The organism is Kosakonia sp. (assembly GCF_032052965.1).
Taxonomy (GTDB): domain Bacteria; phylum Pseudomonadota; class Gammaproteobacteria; order Enterobacterales; family Enterobacteriaceae; genus Kosakonia.
The window spans coordinates 34,071-53,703 of the sequence record NZ_DAMBVN010000010.1 but is presented as its reverse complement, the minus strand read 5'-3'; the positions used below and the strand labels follow the sequence as shown (position 1 = coordinate 53,703).

Here is a 19,633-nt window from a genome sequence, read left to right as displayed (position 1 = left end):
TGTTACCCCTTCAGCGCCGTAAGATTGTTCACATCCAGCGTGCCGTGGGTGCGCCAGATTTTGCGCGCCAGCAACGCCATCACAATCACTGCAAAAATGGCATCGGTGGCGATGCCGATCTCCACCAGCTCCGGCGCACGCCAGGCCAGCAGCGCCAGCACCAGATGCGAGCCGTTCTCCATCAGGCAATAGCCAAACACCTGGCGCAGAATGTTGCGCTGACTGATGATGCACAGCAGCCCCAGCAGAAAGTGGCCCAGCGCGACAGCCAGCGCCGGTTTCAGTTGCGCCACCATCGGCAGTTGCACCGGGCGCACCACAAACCAGCACAGCAGAACAATGACGGCCGCCATCAGCACCAGCGTTGCCGGGCCAAACAGCCGGCCGCCTTCGTCATCGGGTGCCATTTTGCGAAACGCATAACCCATGATCAGCGGCACCAGCAGCACCTTGGTGAAAAGGGCGCTAAACGACCACATCAGCAGTTGATCGGCATGAAGTAACTGCGAAAGGGTAAAGAAGAGAGACACCAGCACCAGCGATTGCAAGGCATACAGCCAGCAGGAGACGGAGTAGCGTCTGGCGCAGGTGACCAGCAGCGAGGTAAACATCATTAACCCCGCCAGATTATTGACTATCAGTGTTCCGGTCATTGTCGGTTCCCTTATCCAAGCCACGCCGCAGCAATTACGCTTGAGCACAGCGACATCACGATCAGAATGATCAGCACCAGTTGCATGGCATATGGCAGCGGAGCGGCCTGTGCCACCTCTTCACTGGGTTCACCCGGCACCACCCGCCCGAACCACCAGATAAACCAGCCGAAACTGGCGACCGACTCCACCAGCGCCAGGACCATTACAGGTAACAAAAGAGGGTACTGGGCGGAGAGGGCAAAACCGGCGGCAAAGAGCGGGAACTTACTGAAGAAGCCGTTAAACGGCGGCACACCGGTGATAGCCAGTGCCGCAACGCAAAAGCCGATACCGGCAACGGGCAATATACGTATCACGCCGCGCAGACGCGGCAGCATCCTTGTACCGCAGCTGTAGCTGAGCGCACCTGCAACAAGGAAAAATAAGCTCTTGGCAAACGCGTGGTTGAAGATGTAGACCACCCCCGCTTTGAAGGCGAGCGGCGAACCGAGCGTAGAGAGCGACAGCGCGAGAAAGATCCATGCCAGTTGCGAGATGGTTGACCATGCCAGCAGGCGCTTCATATCTTTTTGCGGCAGGTACATTAAAAAACCGTACACCAGCGTCAGGGTCGCCATGGCAATGGCTGTCCAGCTTATGGCAGGCGGGATTGAACCGCCTTCTGCGATCGCCCGCGCGAAGATATAAACCCCGACTTTCACCATTGACGCGGCATGTAAGTACGCACTGACCGGCGTTGGGGCTTCCATCGCATCCGGCAGCCAGGCTTGTAACGGCAACTGCGCCGATTTGCCCCACGCGGCAAAGAGGATGCCGCCATACACCAGATACGCCGCGGGCCCGTGCAACTGGCTGAGTGCGCTCAGCGCAAAAGTGCCGGTATTGAGAAACAGCGCGGCGGCCGCCAGGTAGAGGCCAAGCGAACCGACATGGGTGATCAGCAGGGCTTTCATCGCGGAACGCTGGGCTTTTTCACTCTGGTAATAACTGATCAGGGCCCACGAGCAACCGCCAGTGATTTCGAAAAACAGCAATTGCCCCAGCAGCGTGGAGGAGAGTACCAGCCCGGACATGGCGCCAATGAAAACCAATAAAAACGCGTAATAACGGTTACTGCCTTCATGGGGATGTTCGCGGTTGCCACGCGTCAAATAACCCGTGGAGTAGAAAGCCACCAACAGACCGAGAAAGACCACCACAAAGAGGATCAGCGTGCTAAGTCGATCGATTTGTAAGCCAAACAACGCCACCTGCCCGACCGCCAGCAGCGGGATGTCGACGGCTTCACGACCCGCCTGGTAAAAGTGAAATGCCAGCGCGACGGTGGCGACCGTCACCAGCAATGCAAATAGCGTGGCCAGCTGTGGCGCGATTCGCCGGGGAGCCAGAGAGACGACCAGCGCGCCGATAAAAGGCAGCAACAGCGTCGTCAGCGCAAGATTTTCCATAGTGTTCCAGTGCTCCTTACAAACCGGTAAGCCAGAGAACGTATGACAGCGCAGCCAGACTAAAGCCGAGCCAGGTCAGGTGATGCGTCAGTAAAAAACGGCCGCGTGCCAGTGCGTTCTCCACCATGGACGCCAGCGTGAACACCAACAGCAGTTTGAGCAGCGTGCTCGCCAGCGACAGCGCCATCGCCCCGATGGTGAGGGTGGTGGCATTACCCCACGGGAAATAAAGCGCGACGAACAACGAGGCCATCACCACTTGTTTCAGGCCAACGCCCCACTTCACCAGCGCCAGTCCGGCACCGGAATATTCGGTTAATGGCCCCTCTTGCAACTCTTGCTCGGCTTCGGCGACATCGAAGGGGATTTTGCCCATCTCAATAAAACAGGCGAACCCACACGCCAGCAGAGCCAGTAGCGTGGCGACTGGCGAGATCCAGCCAGTAGCTAGTGTGCTGCTGATGGCACTGATATTGGTGGAGCCAGCCAGTAACGCCAGTACCAGCAATGAGAGGATCAGCATCGGCTCGACCAGTATGCCCAGCGTCAGTTCGCGGCTCGCGCCCAACCCGGCGAAGGGACTGCCGGTATCCAGCCCGGAGAGCGCGAAGAAAAAGCGAAACAGCGCAAAGAGATAAATTAAGGTGATCAGATCGCCCGCTCCGGCAAAGGGTGAGGTGCGGAAAAACAGCGGTAAGGTCATGGCCACCAGCAACATACTGCTGAGCAGTACCCAGGGCATTACACGGAACATCAACCCTGAGGATGCCGGCGCGACGGCCTGTCGCTTAAGCAGTTTTTGTAAATCACGGTAATCCTGCAAAATTCCCGGCCCGCGCCGGGAGTGCATGCGCGCGCGGATCTGCCGGGACAGGCCAGTAAACAGCGGCGTTAGTGCCAGCAGCAGGGCTGACTGAAGCAGGGCAAACAGCCCGAGTGACCACGCAGAAAGTTGTTCGGTCATTATTGTTCTCTCCTTACAGCGCTATCGTCAGCAACAGGGTTACCAGGGCGGCAATCATGTACAGGCAGTAGAGCCGGAAATCACCGCTTTGCAGGTGTTGCACTCCTTGGGCAATGCGCTGTGTGCCGCGAACCAACGGGCGGATGAGCTTCTCATCCCAGAACGGTTCGGTACGCGTTGCCGCCTGGGTAATGCCGCCAAGGCTTCGCTGGAGCGGTTGAGCCGGATCAAGCTGTTGGCGCAGGCGATAGAGCGGGCCAAACATCACCCGTAATGGCTGGGTAAAACTGCCTGCCGACGGGGCCATACCTTTTTCCCATGCGTAACCACAGGCCCAGGCATCGCCGCTGCGGCGATAAACACCACGCGTAGAGCGATTGATAGACCAGAGCAGGCCCGGCAGGAGTGGCAGGACTAACAACAGCAGGAATACCGTCGAAGGCGTCAACATGGCTTGGTGAACATCGCCGGGGATAAGTGTTGCGCCCTGCGCCACGGCCAGCGTGGCAGGTGGCGTTAAGGTAAGAACAATCTGCATCAGATACGGTGCAACAACACTCGCGCCGACGCCAGTCAGTACACACAGCAGTGCCAGCAGCAACATGGCCGCCACCATCGGCCAGGGCGCTTCGCGCGCCTGATCAGCTTGTTCACTGCGGGCATTACCGCAAAAGCTGACGCCATATACTTTGACGAAGCACATGGCCGCCAGCGCCCCGGTGATCGCCAGCATTACAATGGCAATGGGGCCAGCAAGGCGGGGGATGAGGGTGTCAATGCGGGTCAGGGAAAAGAGGGACTGATAGGTGTACCACTCGCTGATAAATCCGTTCAGCGGCGGCATGGCGGAAATCGCCAGGCAACCGACCAGAAAGGCACCTGCCGTCCACGGCATCCGTTTCGCCAGCGCGCCCATTTTCTCCATATCACGGGTATGCAGACGGTAGATAATCGCGCCGGCGCCGAGAAACAGCAGCCCTTTGAACAGTGCATGGTTCAGCAGATGAAACAGAGCGCCGAGCAGACCCACAGCGGCAATCACCGGCTGATGCAGGGCAATGCCCGTCATCCCCACGCCCACGCCCATCAGAATGATGCCGATGTTCTCAACGGTATGCCATGCCAGCAGGCGTTTGATATCGTGTTCCGCCAGCGCGTACAACACGCCCAGCACCGATGAAACAGCGCCGAAGGCCAGTACCAGTACTCCCCACCACAGCGGAATGCCGCTGTGACCGAGCAGATCAATACCGACTTTGATGATGCCGAAAATACCTATTTTCACCATTACGCCGGACATTAATGCCGACGCGTGCGATGGCGCTGCCGGGTGCGCGCGCGGCAACCAGCTGTGCAGAGGTAACATCCCCGCTTTGGCGCCAAAACCCAGGAACGCCAGCAAAAACACAGCCGATGCCGTGCCAGGGGAAAGCGACAGGGAACGGAAACTGGCGAAATCCAGGCTGCCGCTCTGCCGCCACATCAGGAAGAAGGCGATCATGATCAGCACAGACCCGGCATGGGCAATAAAAAAGTAGAGCAACCCGGCGTGGATCGACTCTTCATCCTGGTCGGTGATCACCAGGAACCAGGAGGCGAGGGACATCATTTCGAACAAGACAATGAACCAGAAGGCGTTATCCATCACCACCAGACCGACCATTGAGCCGATAAACAGGTTCATGAAAAAGCCCATTGCCGCTGCACCTTTATGCAGGTATTCGCGAACATAGGCGAGAGAGTAGAGCCCGCATACCGTTACCAGCAGCGAAATCACCAGCACCATGAAGGCGCTGAGGCTGTCCAGCCGTACCTGCAAAGGCGCAAAGTCGAACGGCCCTGCGACGTGCCAGTTGAGGGTTTCGCCCCCGCTAAGCGCCACCAGGGCACTGGCAATACCCAGCACACCGCCGAGCATTGCGGTAATGCCCGCGACGTTAATCGCCAGCGCCTGGCGGTGTGAGAGCAGCAGGGAGATCACGCCGCCTGCAACGTAGAGAATAATTGACCACATTAATAATTGCAGGGCATCCATTAGCGTTGCTCCGACGAAGAGGAAAACGTACCGACCGTCAGATCCGTCGACTGCATCGCGGCCTGTTCCCGGCGTGCTTTGAGGTGCTTATTGACCACGGCATCGGTGACCAGGTGCAGAGCGTTGGTGGGGCAGGCCCGCACGCAGGATGGCCCTTCAGGCAGGAAGTGGCAGAGATCGCATTTCACGGCGATGGTTTGTACACCGGCGTTCCAGCGTAAAAAGGGGTGATCCGTTTGCGCGCTCGCGGGAACATCCCGCAATTGCTCCTCGGGAACAGAGTGTTCGTAGCGGGCGGGAACATTCAGCGGGCGGCTGCCGGAAGGCGTAATGGCACCGAAAGGGCACACCAGTCCGCACAGTTTGCAGCCAATGCACAGCGTTTCATTCAGATAAACGGCGTCATCCTGCAAGGAAATGGCATTGACCGGGCACACCTGTTTACAGGGGGCGTCATCGCAGTGCCGGCAGAGTATCGGCGCGGTTTTGCTCTCGGTACGCACCAGCGTCAGCCGGGGATGGTGCTGTAAACCCTGGATTTTATGTACATCCGAACACGCGGCAAGGCAGGTATTGCATCCTATACACCACTCGGGACTGGCCATCACAAAGCGGTTCATGTCGGCTCCTTGAAAACAAAGACAAAAACGTTGAGCCTGCCTAAGCACAAGCTATGCCAGAATTGAATTGTCTTTTATTTCAATAGGTTAATATTTTCCGGAAAACGGGGTGAACAAAAGTGATGGTCAGTATCGAACGAAAAATATCCTTTCGACACCAGTGACGAGCGCGGAGAATAAAGTGTGATTAACGTCAAAATTGCGGTAAAGGAGGGCACAGAAGAGGAGAGGGCAAACCCGGTCGGGCTGCCCTCCGGAAGCGGGATACGCGATCAGGCGTTCTCTTTCAGCCAGGCGACCACAATGTCGTGGTGATTGCTGGTTTTGAAATCATCAAACACATGTTCGATTTTGCCGTCTGCATCAATCAGGAAGCTGATACGGTGAATGCCGTCATAGGTTTTGCCCATAAACGACTTCTCGCCCCAGACACCAAATTGCTCGCATACCTGATGGTCTTCATCAGAGAGTAGCGTAAAGTTGAGCAGCTCTTTTTCGGCGAAACGGGAGAGTTTTTCCGGTTTATCCGTGCTGATACCCAGCACTTCTACACCCGCTTTTTTTAACTCATCCATGTTATCGCGCAGGCCGCAAGCCTGGACAGTACAGCCTGGTGTCATGGCTTTCGGGTAGAAATAGACCAGTACACGCTGTCCCTGGAAGTCGGCCAAATTTACTTGTTCCCCGTCTTGATCCGGCAAGCTAAATTTCGGTGCGATATCACCGGCTTTCAGTGGATTCATTACTTAACTCCATCCTGTTCATCATGCTGTGAATAGTTGACGATGTTTATACTGCCTTGTGCATTCAATTCTGTACATAGTGCTTTGAACGCCCGCTCAATATTTGATGCGTCTTGTGACGCAGGACTGTGAGCGGTTATCTGGATAAACAACTGCGGCGTGGCGTCGTGATTTCCGGGTTGTGTGCGGGAAACCAGCTCCGCGATATTCATATCATGGGCATCGAAAAGTGCGGTGAAACGCTCAATTAAATGCGGTGAATCAGGGACGTCAACCTGCACCCAAACGGTGGCTGGCATATCAGGACGCGGGCGCGCGTCGGTGCGCTTCATCACGATCAGCAAATCCAGCTCTGCGCCTTTCAGCGGTAAGGTTGATTCGATGAGCGTAATGGCGTTCCACGACCCGGACAGCAGCATAATGAACGTGAACTCTTCCCCCAGCATCGCCAGACGGCTGTCTTCAATATTACAGCCGCAGCTGCTGACGTGGCGTGTGATCGTGTTCACAATGCCAGGCCTGTCGGCCCCCAGCGCAGTGATAACCAAAAAATGTTGTGATGAGGCTGTCAAACCTGTGCTTCCTGTCAAACGTGAGGTAATCATAAGGAAAGCATAAAAAAAACCGGCATACAACCGCCACAGGGACTCAGGTCTCTTGCTTTTCTTACAGTACCGCACGTACCATTGAGAATCTTGTTCGCACAGAGGATGGCCCATGTTTACGGGAAGTATTGTCGCGCTTGTCACGCCGATGGATTCGCAAGGTAAAGTCTGCCGGTCAAGCCTGAAAAAACTGATTGATTACCATGTCGCCAACGGAACATCGGCGATCGTTTCGGTAGGGACTACCGGTGAATCCGCCACGCTGAGCCATGACGAGCACGGCGATGTGGTGATGCTGACGCTGGAACTGGCTGACGGGCGTATTCCTGTTATCGCTGGTACAGGCGCGAATGCCACCGCTGAGGCCATCAGCCTGACGCAACGTTTTAACAACAGCGGCGTAGTGGGTTGCCTGACCGTTACCCCGTATTACAATCGCCCGACTCAGGAAGGTCTGTTCCAGCATTTTAAAGCCATCGCCGAACATACTGACTTGCCGCAAATTCTGTATAATGTGCCGTCGCGCACTGGTTGCGATATGTTGCCGGAAACCGTAGGCCGTCTGGCGAAAATTAAAAATATTATCGGTATTAAAGAAGCGACAGGGAACTTAAGTCGTGTTCACCAGATCAAAGAGCTGGTTTCAGACGACTTTATCCTGCTGAGCGGCGACGATGCCACTGCGATGGACTTTATGCAGCTCGGCGGTCACGGCGTGATCTCCGTGACCAGCAACATAGCGGCACGTGATATGGCCGATATGTGCAAGCTGGCGGCGCAAGGGCACTATGCTGAAGCGCGCGTGATTAACCAGCGTCTGATGCCGTTACACAACAAACTATTTGTCGAACCCAATCCGATCCCGGTCAAATGGGCATGTAAGGAGTTGGGACTTGTAGCAACCGACACGCTGCGTTTGCCGATGACGCCCATTACCGATAACGGTCGTGAGGTTGTCCGTGCAGCGCTTAAGCATGCCGGTCTGCTGTAAAGTTTAGGGAGATTTGATGGCTTACTCAGTACAGAAGTCGCGCCTGGCGAAGGTAGCGGGTGTTTCACTTGTGATGTTGCTCGCCGCCTGCAGTTCCGATTCACGTTACAAGCGTCAGGTTAGCGGTGACGAATCCTATCTGGATGCTGCTCCGCTCGCTGAACTTCATGCGCCGGCCGGGATGATCCTTCCGGTGCAGAACGGGGATTACAATATCCCTGTCACCAATGGCAGTGGTGCCCTTGGTAAACAACTGGACATCCGCCCGCCCGCACAGCCGCTCGCGCTGGTAACCGGTGGACGTACGCAATTCACTGGCGATACCGCGACGTTAATGGTGGAAAATGGCCGTAACAGCACGCTGTGGCCGCAGGTTGTGAGCGTTATTCAGGCGAAGAATTACGCCATCGCCAAACGCGATGATGCGACGCAGACCCTGACCACCGACTGGGTTGACTGGAACCGTCTGGATGAAGATCAGCAGTACCGTGGTCGTTATCAAATCTCGGTAAAACCGCAAGGTTATCAGCAAGCGGTCGTGGTCAAACTGGTTAACCTGGAACAGGCAGGCAAACCGGTTGCTGATACCGCATCGCTGCAGCGTTACAGCACCGAAATGCTGAACGTGATTTCCGCCGGTCTGGATAAATCCGCCAACGATGCACAAAAAGCCGCAGACAACCGCAGCGTATCGTCGCTGGATGTACAGAGCGGCGCGGATGATACCGGTCTGCCGATGCTGGTGGTTCGTGGTCCGTTCAACGTGGTGTGGCAGCGTTTGCCTGCCGTGCTGGAAAAAGTGGGCATGAAAGTGACCGACAGCACCCGTTCTACCGGCAGCATGGCGGTGACTTACAAACCGCTGTCTGACAGTGGCTGGCGCGATCTCGGCGCTCGCGATCCGGGCCTCGTTTCCGGTGATTATAAACTGCAGGTCGGCGATTTAGATAACCGCAGCAGCCTCCAGTTTATCGATCCGAAAGGTCATACTCTGACGCAGTCGCAGAATGATGCGCTGGTAGCCGCATTCCAGTCTGCCTTTAACCACTAATCCCGAAGGCCGGATCGCATCCGGCCTTTTTTTATTATGGTGACGCAAACGTGTGCGTCGGCGTAAAATAGTGAAATTCGATTTATATCCTCACACCTGGAGTAACAAAGATGCAAAAGCAAGCTGAGTTGTATCGTGGCAAAGCGAAGACCGTATACAGTACGGAAAACCCGGATCTGTTGGTGCTCGAATTCCGCAATGATACATCAGCAGGGGATGGCGCGCGCATCGAGCAGTTCGATCGTAAGGGCATGGTGAACAACAAGTTTAACCATTTCATTATGAGCAAATTGCAAGAAGCCGGAATCCCGACCCAGATGGAAGCGCTGCTCTCTGATACCGAATGTCTGGTAAAAAAACTGGATATGGTGCCGGTTGAGTGCGTTATCCGTAACCGTGCCGCGGGTTCGCTGGTGAAACGTCTGGGCATTGAGGAAGGTATCGAACTGAATCCGCCGTTGTTCGATATGTTCCTGAAAAACGACGCGATGCACGACCCGATGGTCAACGAATCCTACTGTGAAACCTTCGGCTGGGTGAACAAAGAAAATCTGGCGCGCATGAAAGAGCTGACTTACAAAGCCAACGATGTGCTCAGCAAATTGTTTGATGACGCGGGCCTGATCCTGGTCGATTTCAAGCTGGAATTCGGCCTGTTCAACGGTGAAGTAGTACTCGGCGATGAGTTCTCTCCGGATGGCAGCCGTCTGTGGGACAAAGAGACCCTGGATAAAATGGATAAAGACCGTTTTCGCCAAAGTCTGGGCGGCCTGATTGAAGCTTATGAAGCTGTCGCACATCGTCTCGGTGTGAAGTTAGACTGAGTATACCTGCCGTTTGCCTGGGGGATGCCCGCATCCTCTGGGTTCCTGTACCTTTTTTCCTGTGGTAATCCTTTCCTAAGCGCCTACGATCATATATACACTGAGTCCATTACTGGGAAAGTGAGGTGGTTATGCGCTGGCAAGGGCGTCGAGAAAGTAACAATGTTGAAGACCGGCGCAATGAGTCGGATGGGTCGTCATTTCGCGGGCCGCGTTTTCGCCTGCCTGGCGGCAAAGGGGGCATTATTCTGCTGTTGCTGGTGATGGTCGCCAGTTATTACGGGGTGGATTTAACCGGTCTGCTGACCGGGCAGCCCGTCAGCCCACCGTCCCAACAGCGTAGCGTCAGTCCGAATGAGGACGAATCCGCGCATTTCACCCGTGTCATTTTTGCCACCACCGAAGATACCTGGGGGCAACTTTTTGCCGGCATGGGCCGTCAATACCAGCAACCCACGCTGGTGATGTACCGCAATTATACCCGCACGGGTTGCGGAACCGGGCAGTCGATTATGGGGCCGTTTTACTGCCCGGCGGATAGCAAGGTCTATATCGATCTCTCTTTTTATGACGACATGAAAAACAAACTGGGCGCTGATGGCGACTTTGCCCAGGGGTACGTGATTGCGCATGAAGTTGGCCATCACGTACAGAAGTTACTTGGCACAGAAGAGAAAGTACGACGCCTGCAACAGAACGCCTCGCAGAAAGAGGCCAACGCGCTATCGGTGCGCATGGAACTGCAGGCGGATTGTTATGCCGGCGTCTGGGGGCACAGTATGCAGCAGCAGGGAGTGCTCGAGCCGGGCGATCTGGAGGAGGCGCTGAATGCCGCCCAGGCCATTGGCGATGATCGCTTACAGCAGCGTAGCCAGGGGCGTGCGATCCCGGACAGTTTTACCCATGGTACCTCGGCCCAGCGTTACAGCTGGTTCAAACGCGGCATGGACAGTGGCAATCCGGCGCAGTGCGATACCTTCAGCGGGCAGCTGTAACCGTTAACGATGCAGGTATTTCTTCGACTGAGCGCGCAAATGGCGCGTGAAGGCATTCGCCGTTTGCTGGTGGTGAGCGGCGGCGCCCGGTGGTGTGAACAGCAGGCGGAGCGACTGCGTGACGCGCTGCCTGGCGACTGGTTATGGGTGGGGGACAGCGCAAACTGGACAAAGCAGTGCTCTCCGCGCGCGCTGTCCACGTTACTGGGGCGCGAATTCACCCATGCCGTTTTTGATGCGCGCCAGGGTTTCGATGTTGCGGCTTTTGCCGCCCTGGGAGGCACGCTCAGGGCCGGTAGCTGGCTGGTGCTGCTCACCCCTTCGCACGACCTGTGGCCGGCGTTGCCGGATGCGGACAGTTGCCGCTGGAGCGACACGGCAGAACCCGTTGCCACACCCGTCTTTGTGCACCATTTCTTACGCACTCTCGCAGCGGATAAGCAAGCGGTGGTGTGGCACGAACCTCATTCTTTTACCTTGACGCATTTTCCTGCGCGCGAGGACTGGCACCCGGCCACGGGGGAACCCGTGCACGAGCAGGCCGACATTCTTGCCGCACTGCACGCCATGCCCCCCGGCGTGGCAGTCGTTACCGCACCGCGAGGCCGCGGTAAGTCGGCGCTGGCCGGAATGCACATCGCGCAGCTTCCTTCACCGTCGACGGTGACCGCTCCGGCACGAGCGGCGACCGATGTGCTGGCACATTATGCCGGCGAACGCTTTGTATTTACCGCCCCGGATGCCTTATTGCAAAAGATCGCCGACGCTGGCCCGCAGCGTGGCTGGCTGGTGGTTGATGAAGCCGCGGCGATCCCCGGCCCCTTACTGCATGCGCTGACCACAGCGTTTGAGCATGTGCTCCTTACAACCACGGTGCAAGGGTATGAAGGAACCGGGCAGGGGTTTTTGCTGAAGTTTTGCGCCAGCTTCCCCCGGCTGCATCATTATGCGTTGAGCACGCCGCTACGCTGGGCGAAGGGGTGTCCACTGGAGCAGTTTATCAACACGTTACTGCTCTTTGACGATGCGCAAATCGCTGAGATTGCCCCCGGCGCCAGCACTCTGCAACCGTTGGCACAGAATGCCTGGCAAAACCAGCCCGCACAGCCCATGGCACTTTATCGCCTGCTGGCAAGCGCCCACTATCGTACTTCCCCCCTGGACTTGCGGCGCATGATGGATGCGCCAGGGCAGCACTTTTGGCTGAGCAGTCACGGCCCGGCGCTGACAGGCGCATTGTGGCTGGTGGAAGAAGGTGGATTAAGCCCGGAACTCAGCCAGGCGGTATGGGCCGGTTTTCGCCGTCCGCGCGGGAATTTAGTGGCACAGTCGCTGGCGGCACACGGCGGCAGCCCGCTGGCAGCGACCCTTCGCGGGCTACGAGTGAGCCGTATCGCCGTGCACCCTTTCTGCCAACGCCAGGGCATAGGGTCGGCGCTGATCGCCAGCGCGCAGGCGCATTCTGGTGATTATGATTATCTGTCGGTCAGCTTTGGTTATACCCCGGGTTTATGGCGTTTCTGGCAGCGCTGTGGTTTTGCACTGGTGCGTCTCGGCAGCCACCGTGAGGCCAGTAGCGGCTGCTATACGGCGATGGCGCTGCTACCACTGACGGCGGCGGGAGAGGCGCTGGTCAGGCACGAGCAGGCTCGTCTGTCGCGTGATTTACCGTTCCTGGCACACTGGCGAGAGGAAAAGTTGCCACTGCCTGCTGTGCAGACGACTACCCTTAATGATGAAGACTGGCGCGAACTGGCGGGGTTCGCCTTTGCGCATCGTCCGCTCTCCAGCGCGCAGGGGGCATTGTGCCGCCTGCTTCAGCACAGTGATTTAGCGCTGGCATCGCTGCGTGGCGTACTCACCGAGGGGAAAAGTGAGCACTTGCTCTGCCGTGAGTTGAGCATTCACGGGCGTAAAGCTCTGCTGGCGCGGCAACGCCAGGATACCGCGCTGGCCCTTAGCATGTGCGATCCTCAACGCACAGCATGTCTGAAAGAACAGGTACAAAAGCTGCAGTTTTTTTAACTAACTCATTCAGTTAAATGGCATGGTCATTATTGCTCCCCGGCGTAAACTGCACTCATCGAGTTAAGGAGACCACCATGAAACATGACCATTTTGTAGTGCAAAGCCCGCAATCCCCGGCAAAACAGTTGCTGCTGCTGTTTCATGGCGTTGGTGATAACCCGGTTTCGATGGGGGAAATTGGCCGCTGGTTCACCTCCCACTTCCCCGAGGCGCTGATTGTCAGCATCGGCGGCGCGCAGCCCAGCGGCATGGCGCCGGGGCGGCAGTGGTTCTCCGTAGTGGGCGTGACGGAGGAGAACCGCCAGCAGCGGGTCAACGAGGCAATGCCTGTATTTATCGATACGGTGCGTTACTGGCAACAGCAGAGCGGTGTCGGGCCGCAAGGCACGGCACTGATTGGCTTCTCGCAGGGAGCGATCATGGCGCTGGAAGGGGTAAAAGCACAGGACGATCTGGCGTCGCGGGTTATCGCTTTTAATGGTCGCTACGCCACGCTGCCGCAGAAAGCCCATGCAGCGCAGACCATCCATTTGATTCACGGCGGTGAAGACAACGTCATTGATCTGGCCTGGGCAGTTTCCGCGCAGGAGGCGTTGCTAGGCCACGGTGGCGATGTCACGCTGGATATTGTTGATGATTTGGGGCATGCCATAGACGATCGCAGTATTGAGCTGGCGCTAAACCACCTGCGCTATACCGTGCCGAAGCACTACTTCGACGAAGCGTTAAGCGGCGGAAAACCTAACGACGATGATATTGTTGAACTGCTGATGTGAAATCGCCACTCCTGAGGAGTGGCGTGCGGCAGGTTACTTCTTCGGCTGGTCTTTGTTGGGCCAGTCGTCATCGTCATCCCACTTATCGTTAAAATCACGATGCGGAGGAAGATCCGGTTTGTTAGCGAGGAATTTTTTATGATCGACGCGCGTCAGATCTTTAATCACGTTAATGATCACGCCGAGTAAAAAGACCAGTACCAGGATCCACCAATATTTAGCAAGCCACTCCATGCAATCCTCCAGGCCCGTCAGGCGATAAGCTGTTCCATAATGCGTTGATACATACGCGCAAGCATCTGCAAATCGGCGGCGTTCACGCATTCGTTAATCTTGTGAATGGTCGCGTTGACAGGCCCGAGTTCCACGACTTGTGCGCCCATCCGCGCGATAAAACGGCCATCGGACGTGCCGCCTGTGGTCAACAGCTGCGGTTTGATCTCATTATAGTGCTCAATGGCGTTCACTACCGCATCCACCAGTTTGCCGCGCCCGGTCAAAAACGGCTGCCCTGAAATCCACCACTCTACCGTATAACGCAACTGATGTTTCTCCAGCAATGCAGCCACTTTTGCTTTGATCATCTCATCCGTCAGTTCAGTACTGAAGCGGAAGTTGAACTGCACAAACAGTTCCCCGGGGATGACGTTGTTGCTGCCCGTACCGGCTTTAATATTGGCTATCTGCATGCTGGTCGGCGGAAAATACTCATTGCCGTGATCCCACTCAATGCTCACCAGTTCGTTTATCATCGGCGCAGCACGGTGCACCGGGTTATCCGCAAGGTGCGGATAGGCAACGTGCCCTTGCACGCCATGAATCGTCAGGTTGCAGGTCATCGAGCCGCGACGGCCGTTTTTCACTACATCGCCGACCACTTCGGTACTTGAGGGTTCACCGACCAGGCAGTAATCCAGGCGTTCATTGCGCGCCATCAGCGCTTCCACCACTTTAACGGTACCGTGAGTGGCGCTGGCTTCTTCATCTGAAGTGATCAGAAATGCCAGGCGACCTTTGTGCTGCGGATGCTGAGCGACAAAACGCTCTGCGGCAACCACCATCGCTGCCAGCGAACCTTTCATATCGGCCGCGCCGCGACCAAATAGCATGCCATCGCGGATGGTGGGTTCAAACGGTGGATTGATCCAGCGATCGGCATCCCCTGGCGGAACCACATCGGTATGACCAGCAAAGGCCAGCGTTTCGCCCTGACCGCGCCATGCCCAGAAGTTTTGCGTGTCGCCAAAATTCATCGGCTCAATGGTAAAACCGATAGCGCGCAGGCGTTCAATCATTAACGCCTGGCATCCCGCATCATCAGGACTCAGAGAAGGGCGACGAATAAGCTGCTGTGTCAGCTCAATAACCGGGCACGACATAAACTACACCTCGTTGATAAACTTCTCGTAACTGGAATCATTGAAACCCAGCAGCATAGGCTTACCGGGCGCGCAGAGCAATGGGCGTTTAATCATTGCCGGCATTTCCAGCATCAGCGCGGCGGCGGCCTCAGGGTTCGTAATGGTGGCGCGCAGCGATTCATCCAGTTTACGCCAGGTCGTGCCGCGCGTGTTCAGCAGCGCCTCCCAGCCAAGTTCTGCAATGAAACTATGCAGTAATGATGCATCAATACCGTCGACCCGGTAATCATGAAAGCGATATGCCACCTGGTTATCTTCCAGCCAGCGGCGCGCTTTTTTGATGGTGTCGCAGTTTTTGATGCCATACATCGTCAACATGGTGAATCCTTTTGTCTCATTTCAGGTTATTCGTACAAGAAATTAGAATAACGGAATTAATAAAGAATTTCATTCGCCAGTTAATTATATTTCAGCGAATATAACCACTCTGCTCCAGCTTGAATAAACTCTCAGCGGTAGCGCATACCATGCCGGTGGTTAAAAAACGAAAACCATATTGTTGATAAAATCCTGTTTTTTCGGGTACGGAATAAATAAAGAGTTTGCCGAAAGGTAATAACGTTTTCACGATGTCAGTCATTAATTGTTTGCCGTAACCACGGCCCTGATGAGAAGGCGAGACAACAATATCAGCCACATAGCTGGCCCATGTCAGATCGCTGATGGCGCGTGCGGTAGCGACCAGTTCGCCGTCATGGTAACCGAACCAGCAAAAGGTGTTGTTACGCCATGCCTGTTCGACCTGTTGCAGCGGGCGCTGGTTGAGTCCTCCGGCGGCAAGTAAGTGGCTTAACCTCTGCCAGTCAACCGCATTAATGGTAGATTTATCACACAATGTGATCGTCATTTCATTTAGTCCTAAAGTTTTTATGGAATATTGCCGTTACTCACATTAAATGAAAGAACAACGGCTCATAGTAATATCACGTTATTCAAAATACCCTGCAAACAACGATTGAAGCAATTGTTTAAAATATCTTCACAGTGGTCATCAGATTGAGTAAAATGGCCACAATAATAAGAGAAAGAGAGGTAGTTATGATTGAACATGAACTGGGGAACTGGAAAGACTTTATCGAAGGCATGCTTCGTAAATAATTTCCAAAAGCTTATTAAGCAGTGACGGCTTATAACTAAAAGTGTGAAAACAATCACATGAAAAAGGCGACCCGCAGGTCGCCTTTTTTGTTGCCTGGCTTACATCACCGCCAGGTCATCGGTGATGCATTGGCTGTATTACTGCGCGCGTTCTCTCAGCGGGAAGCGGCGACGTACCAGCACAAAGAACAAAGGTACAAAGAAGATAGCCAGCACGGTAGCGGAGATCATCCCGCCTATCACCCCGGTTCCTACCGCATGCTGGCTACCGGAGCCTGCGCCCGTGCTGGTTGCCATGGGCAACACACCAAACACAAACGCCAGCGAGGTCATCAGGATCGGGCGTAAGCGCTGGCGACAGGCATGTAACGTCGACACCAGCAAATCTTCACCTTTTGCATTCATATCATTGGCGAATTCGACAATCAGAATGGCGTTCTTCGCCGAGAGGCCGATGACCGTCAACAGACCCACCTGGAAATAAACATCGTTCTCCAGACCACGCGCCCAGGTCGCCAGCAGTGCGCCTATCACCCCGAGCGGCACCACCAGCATGACCGAGAACGGCACTGACCAGCTTTCATATAACGCGGCGAGGCACAGAAACACCACCAGCAGAGAAACGGCATATAGCGCCGGCGCTTGCGCACCAGAGAGGCGCTCCTGATAAGACATGGCCGTCCACTCCAGACCAAAGCCGCCCGGAAGTTGATTCACCAGCTTTTCCATCACGTTCATTGCCGTACCGGTGCTGACGCCAGGCGCTGATTCACCGACAATTTCCACGGCAGCATAACCGTTGTAACGCTCCAGGCGCGGTGAGCCGGTTTCCCAGCGCGAGGTGGCGAAGGCCGAGAAGGGCACCATACCGCCGCTGCTGTTGCGCACATACCACAGGTTAATATCCCCCGGCAGCATGCGATATTTTGCCGCCGCCTGGACATACACTTTCTTGACGCGGCCACGATCCATAAAGTCGTTAACGTAGCTGGAGCCCCACGCCGTTTGTAACGTGTCGTTGATATCATCAATGGACACGCCCAGCGCCTGCGCTTTGCGCTGATCGATATCGATTTGCAGCTGCGCGCTGTCATCAAGCCCGTTATGACGAACCCGTGTCAGCGCAGGGTCTTTCGACGCCATGTCAAGCAGGCGGTCGCGGGCGGCCATTAGCGCATCGTGGCCTGCACCTGCATGATCCTGCAGCTCCATATCGAAACCGGCGGAACTGCCCATACCGCTGATCGCCGGCGGGCTGCTGGCGAAGACGCGAGCTTCGTTAATACGGTTAAACGCTTTGGTGGCCCGCTCAATAATGGCAAACGCGCTGCCACTGGTGGGATCGCGTTCATCCCAGTCCTTCAGGCGGACAAACAGACGCGCCACGTTTTGCCCGTTGCCGCCAGGGCCGGAGCCAACGGTGGAGAAGACCGACTCGACATTGGCTTTTTCGTGAGTCGCAAAATAGTTTTCGACTTTTTCGACCACTTTCAGGGTTTGTTGCTGCGTTGCCCCGCTGGGTAACTGCACCGAGGTGGTGAACATTCCGCGATCTTCCAGCGGCAGAAACGAGGTGGGCAGACGCAGGAATAACAGCACCATGCCGCCAATCAGCAAAATGTAGAGCACCATCCAGCGCAGACTGCGGTGCAGAATCTTACCCACTGCGGTTTCGTAACGGGCGGCGTTGCTGTCAAACAGGCGATTGAAGGCGCCAAAGAATCCTTTTTGCCCGTGCAGTTCGCCTTTATGCAGCGGTTTGAGCAACGTGGCGCACAGCGCCGGGGTGAGGATCATCGCCACCAATACCGACAGCACCATCGCCGACACAATGGTGATCGAAAACTGACGGTAAATGGCACCCGTAGTGCCGCCGAAAAACGCCATCGGCACAAATACGGCCGAGAGCACCATCGCGATCCCCACCAGCGCGCCCTGAATTTGCCCCATCGACTTACGCGTCGCTTCTCGTGGCGAAAGCCCCTCTGCTGACATGATCCTTTCTACGTTCTCCACCACCACAATGGCGTCATCCACCAGCAGGCCGATAGCGAGCACCATGGCGAACATGGTTAAGGTATTAATGCTGTAGCCGAAGGTATAGAGCACCGCGAAAGTCCCCAGCAGCACCACCGGTACGGCGATGGTGGGGATCAACGTTGCGCGGAAATTTTGCAGGAATAAATACATCACCAGGAACACCAGTGCGATAGCTTCCAGCAGGGTTTTTACCACATCGATAATTGAGGCTTTCACAAACGAAGTGGTTTCGTAAGCGACTTTGTACTCCAGTCCATGCGGAAAGAAGGGCGCCAGCTCATCAAGGCGCTTGATGACCTGTTCCGCCGTCTCCATTTCGTTCGCCCCGGAGGCGAGTTTTACCCCCAGCCCGGACGCCGCATTGCCGTTATAACGGCTGAGATAGTCATATTTCTCAGCGCCCAGTTCGACGGTGGCGACATCGCCAAGCTTCACTTCAGAACCGTCCTGATTGACACGCAACGTAATATCACGGAACTGTTGCGGGGTTTGTAGCAGTGACTGGGAATTGATGGTGGCATTCAGCGCCTGGCGATCGACCGAAGGCGTGCCACCCAACTGGCCAACGGCAATTTGCGCATTTTGCGAGCTAATGGCAGATGTCACGTCGGAGGTGGTCATCTGGTAACTATTGAGTTTGGCGGGATCAAGCCAGATACGCATGGAGTACTGTGAACCGTAGGCATCAATATCGCCGACGCCATTTACCCGGCTGATAGGGTCCTGAATATTACTGGCCACGTAGTCCGCAATATCTTGTTTATCCATTGAGCCGTCGGTCGATACGAAGGCCAGCGTCAGGATGTTGGTATCACCAGTTTTGCGCACCGTCACGCCCTGGTTCTGCACCTTCTGCGGCAGCTTACGCAGGGCGGATTGTAACTGGTTTTGCACCTGCTGCACGGCTTCGTCAGGATCGGTGCCGGCTTTAAAGTTCAGGGTGACAGTAGCCTGGCCTGTCGCGCTGCTTTGCGAAGACATATACATCAGGTTATCGAGCCCGGTCATGTTCTGCTCAATCACCTGGGTGACGGTGTTCTCCAGCGTTTGCGCAGAAGCGCCCGGATAACTGGCCGTAATGCGCACGTTGGGTGGGGCTAAATCGGGGTATTGTTCGACCGGGAGAGAAATAATGGCAAGTGTTCCCGTAAGACAGATGAGGATCGCCAGTACCCACGCAAAAATGGGGCGATCAATAAAAAAATTCGCCATCAGAAGCCAGACCTCTATTGCTGCGCATCATTATTATTACATTGCTCGCCACAATGTAGCGGCAATGCAGCAACCAATCGTGGAGAAATTAAGGAGAAAATGTAAATTATCATGCTGGGTTGAGGC

The 19,633-nt window shown here is 55.7% G+C and carries 19 protein-coding genes; 7 read left to right on the top strand and 12 right to left on the bottom strand.

Annotation, left to right across the window (positions count from 1 at the left end; genetic code table 11):
* Positions 1-2: 2 nt before the first annotated feature.
* The 7 genes from hyfE to RTX30_RS13580 form a co-directional block, all read right to left on the bottom strand.
* Positions 3-653 (bottom strand): hydrogenase 4 membrane subunit, encoded by a 651-nt coding sequence (gene hyfE, locus RTX30_RS13610; protein WP_312690605.1) that lies wholly within the window; start codon positions 651-653, stop codon positions 3-5.
* An 11-nt stretch (positions 654-664) separates the two neighbouring features.
* Positions 665-2,104 (bottom strand): hydrogenase 4 subunit D, encoded by a 1,440-nt coding sequence (locus RTX30_RS13605; RefSeq protein WP_312690603.1) that lies wholly within the window; start codon positions 2,102-2,104, stop codon positions 665-667.
* Between the two features lie 16 nt (positions 2,105-2,120).
* A complete protein-coding gene (locus RTX30_RS13600) occupies positions 2,121-3,068 on the bottom strand; it encodes a respiratory chain complex I subunit 1 family protein (protein ID WP_312690601.1) in 948 nt (315 codons plus the stop codon).
* Between the two features lie 13 nt (positions 3,069-3,081).
* Entirely contained in the window at positions 3,082-5,103 is a 2,022-nt protein-coding gene (gene hyfB, locus RTX30_RS13595; protein WP_312690599.1) for a hydrogenase 4 subunit B, read from the bottom strand.
* On the bottom strand, positions 5,103-5,723 hold the full coding sequence (locus RTX30_RS13590; protein WP_312690597.1) for a 4Fe-4S dicluster domain-containing protein: 621 nt from the start codon (positions 5,721-5,723) through the stop codon (positions 5,103-5,105). Before RTX30_RS13590 ends, hyfB begins: the two co-directional genes overlap by 1 nt.
* A 272-nt stretch (positions 5,724-5,995) precedes the next feature.
* Complete coding sequence (gene bcp, locus RTX30_RS13585; RefSeq protein WP_312690595.1) at positions 5,996-6,466, bottom strand: thioredoxin-dependent thiol peroxidase; 471 nt, start codon at positions 6,464-6,466, stop codon at positions 5,996-5,998.
* Positions 6,466-7,038 carry a glycine cleavage system transcriptional repressor gene (locus tag RTX30_RS13580; RefSeq protein ID WP_312690594.1) on the bottom strand — a complete coding sequence of 191 codons (573 nt, stop codon included), beginning with the start codon at positions 7,036-7,038 and terminating at the stop codon, positions 6,466-6,468. Before RTX30_RS13580 ends, bcp begins: the two co-directional genes overlap by 1 nt.
* A gap of 145 nt (positions 7,039-7,183) precedes the next feature.
* On the opposite strand from RTX30_RS13580, the gene dapA reads away from it, so the two are divergent.
* From dapA to ypfH, 6 genes are all read left to right on the top strand, one after another.
* On the top strand, positions 7,184-8,062 hold the full coding sequence (gene dapA, locus RTX30_RS13575; protein ID WP_312690592.1) for a 4-hydroxy-tetrahydrodipicolinate synthase: 879 nt from the start codon (positions 7,184-7,186) through the stop codon (positions 8,060-8,062).
* A gap of 16 nt (positions 8,063-8,078) precedes the next feature.
* Positions 8,079-9,113, top strand: coding sequence for an outer membrane protein assembly factor BamC (gene bamC / locus RTX30_RS13570; RefSeq protein WP_312690590.1), 1,035 nt, complete (start codon positions 8,079-8,081; stop codon positions 9,111-9,113).
* A gap of 110 nt (positions 9,114-9,223) precedes the next feature.
* Positions 9,224-9,937 (top strand): phosphoribosylaminoimidazolesuccinocarboxamide synthase, encoded by a 714-nt coding sequence (gene purC / locus RTX30_RS13565; protein WP_312690589.1) that lies wholly within the window; start codon positions 9,224-9,226, stop codon positions 9,935-9,937.
* A 131-nt stretch (positions 9,938-10,068) separates the two neighbouring features.
* Positions 10,069-10,932: a neutral zinc metallopeptidase gene (locus tag RTX30_RS13560; protein WP_312690587.1), complete on the top strand. Its 864-nt coding sequence runs from the start codon at positions 10,069-10,071 to the stop codon at positions 10,930-10,932.
* A gap of 9 nt (positions 10,933-10,941) precedes the next feature.
* Positions 10,942-12,957: a GNAT family N-acetyltransferase gene (locus RTX30_RS13555; RefSeq protein WP_312690585.1), complete on the top strand. Its 2,016-nt coding sequence runs from the start codon at positions 10,942-10,944 to the stop codon at positions 12,955-12,957.
* Between the two features lie 77 nt (positions 12,958-13,034).
* A complete protein-coding gene (gene ypfH, locus RTX30_RS13550) occupies positions 13,035-13,736 on the top strand; it encodes an esterase (protein WP_312690583.1) in 702 nt (233 codons plus the stop codon).
* A 33-nt stretch (positions 13,737-13,769) separates the two neighbouring features.
* On the opposite strand, the gene RTX30_RS13545 is transcribed toward ypfH, so the two are convergent.
* From RTX30_RS13545 to RTX30_RS13530, 4 genes are all read right to left on the bottom strand, one after another.
* A complete protein-coding gene (locus RTX30_RS13545; protein WP_312690581.1) occupies positions 13,770-13,970 on the bottom strand; it encodes a YpfN family protein in 201 nt (66 codons plus the stop codon).
* 17 nt (positions 13,971-13,987) lie between these two features.
* Entirely contained in the window at positions 13,988-15,115 is a 1,128-nt protein-coding gene (gene dapE, locus RTX30_RS13540; protein ID WP_312690579.1) for a succinyl-diaminopimelate desuccinylase, read from the bottom strand.
* Positions 15,116-15,118: 3 nt separating this feature from the next.
* On the bottom strand, positions 15,119-15,475 hold the full coding sequence (locus tag RTX30_RS13535) for an ArsC family reductase (RefSeq protein ID WP_312690578.1): 357 nt from the start codon (positions 15,473-15,475) through the stop codon (positions 15,119-15,121).
* A gap of 91 nt (positions 15,476-15,566) precedes the next feature.
* Entirely contained in the window at positions 15,567-16,004 is a 438-nt protein-coding gene (locus RTX30_RS13530; RefSeq protein WP_312690577.1) for a GNAT family N-acetyltransferase, read from the bottom strand.
* Between the two features lie 191 nt (positions 16,005-16,195).
* On the opposite strand from RTX30_RS13530, the gene ypfM reads away from it, so the two are divergent.
* Entirely contained in the window at positions 16,196-16,255 is a 60-nt protein-coding gene (gene ypfM / locus RTX30_RS13525; RefSeq protein ID WP_100181659.1) for a protein YpfM, read from the top strand.
* A gap of 138 nt (positions 16,256-16,393) precedes the next feature.
* Here the strand turns inward: ypfM and acrD are convergent, their stop codons facing one another.
* Positions 16,394-19,507 (bottom strand): multidrug efflux RND transporter permease AcrD, encoded by a 3,114-nt coding sequence (gene acrD, locus RTX30_RS13520; RefSeq protein WP_312690576.1) that lies wholly within the window; start codon positions 19,505-19,507, stop codon positions 16,394-16,396.
* Between the last annotated feature and the right edge of the window lie 126 nt (positions 19,508-19,633).

Bases quoted from the DNA above. Each gene is read 5' to 3' on its own strand.
- bamC (WP_312690590.1), top strand. From the start codon at position 8,079: ATGGCTTACTCAGTACAGAAGTCGCGCCTGGCGAAGGTAGCGGGTGTT.
- RTX30_RS13555 (WP_312690585.1), top strand. From the start codon at position 10,942: ATGCAGGTATTTCTTCGACTGAGCGCGCAAATGGCGCGTGAAGGCATT.
- acrD (WP_312690576.1), bottom strand. From the start codon at position 19,507: ATGGCGAATTTTTTTATTGATCGCCCCATTTTTGCGTGGGTACTGGCG.
- purC (WP_312690589.1), top strand. From the start codon at position 9,224: ATGCAAAAGCAAGCTGAGTTGTATCGTGGCAAAGCGAAGACCGTATAC.
- RTX30_RS13530 (WP_312690577.1), bottom strand. From the start codon at position 16,004: ATGACGATCACATTGTGTGATAAATCTACCATTAATGCGGTTGACTGG.
- dapE (WP_312690579.1), bottom strand. From the start codon at position 15,115: ATGTCGTGCCCGGTTATTGAGCTGACACAGCAGCTTATTCGTCGCCCT.
- ypfH (WP_312690583.1), top strand. From the start codon at position 13,035: ATGAAACATGACCATTTTGTAGTGCAAAGCCCGCAATCCCCGGCAAAA.
- hyfB (WP_312690599.1), bottom strand. From the start codon at position 5,103: ATGGATGCCCTGCAATTATTAATGTGGTCAATTATTCTCTACGTTGCA.
- RTX30_RS13545 (WP_312690581.1), bottom strand. From the start codon at position 13,970: ATGGAGTGGCTTGCTAAATATTGGTGGATCCTGGTACTGGTCTTTTTA.
- hyfE (WP_312690605.1), bottom strand. From the start codon at position 653: ATGACCGGAACACTGATAGTCAATAATCTGGCGGGGTTAATGATGTTT.
- RTX30_RS13535 (WP_312690578.1), bottom strand. From the start codon at position 15,475: ATGTTGACGATGTATGGCATCAAAAACTGCGACACCATCAAAAAAGCG.
- RTX30_RS13600 (WP_312690601.1), bottom strand. From the start codon at position 3,068: ATGACCGAACAACTTTCTGCGTGGTCACTCGGGCTGTTTGCCCTGCTT.
- RTX30_RS13560 (WP_312690587.1), top strand. From the start codon at position 10,069: ATGCGCTGGCAAGGGCGTCGAGAAAGTAACAATGTTGAAGACCGGCGC.
- RTX30_RS13605 (WP_312690603.1), bottom strand. From the start codon at position 2,104: ATGGAAAATCTTGCGCTGACGACGCTGTTGCTGCCTTTTATCGGCGCG.
- RTX30_RS13590 (WP_312690597.1), bottom strand. From the start codon at position 5,723: ATGAACCGCTTTGTGATGGCCAGTCCCGAGTGGTGTATAGGATGCAAT.
- bcp (WP_312690595.1), bottom strand. From the start codon at position 6,466: ATGAATCCACTGAAAGCCGGTGATATCGCACCGAAATTTAGCTTGCCG.
- dapA (WP_312690592.1), top strand. From the start codon at position 7,184: ATGTTTACGGGAAGTATTGTCGCGCTTGTCACGCCGATGGATTCGCAA.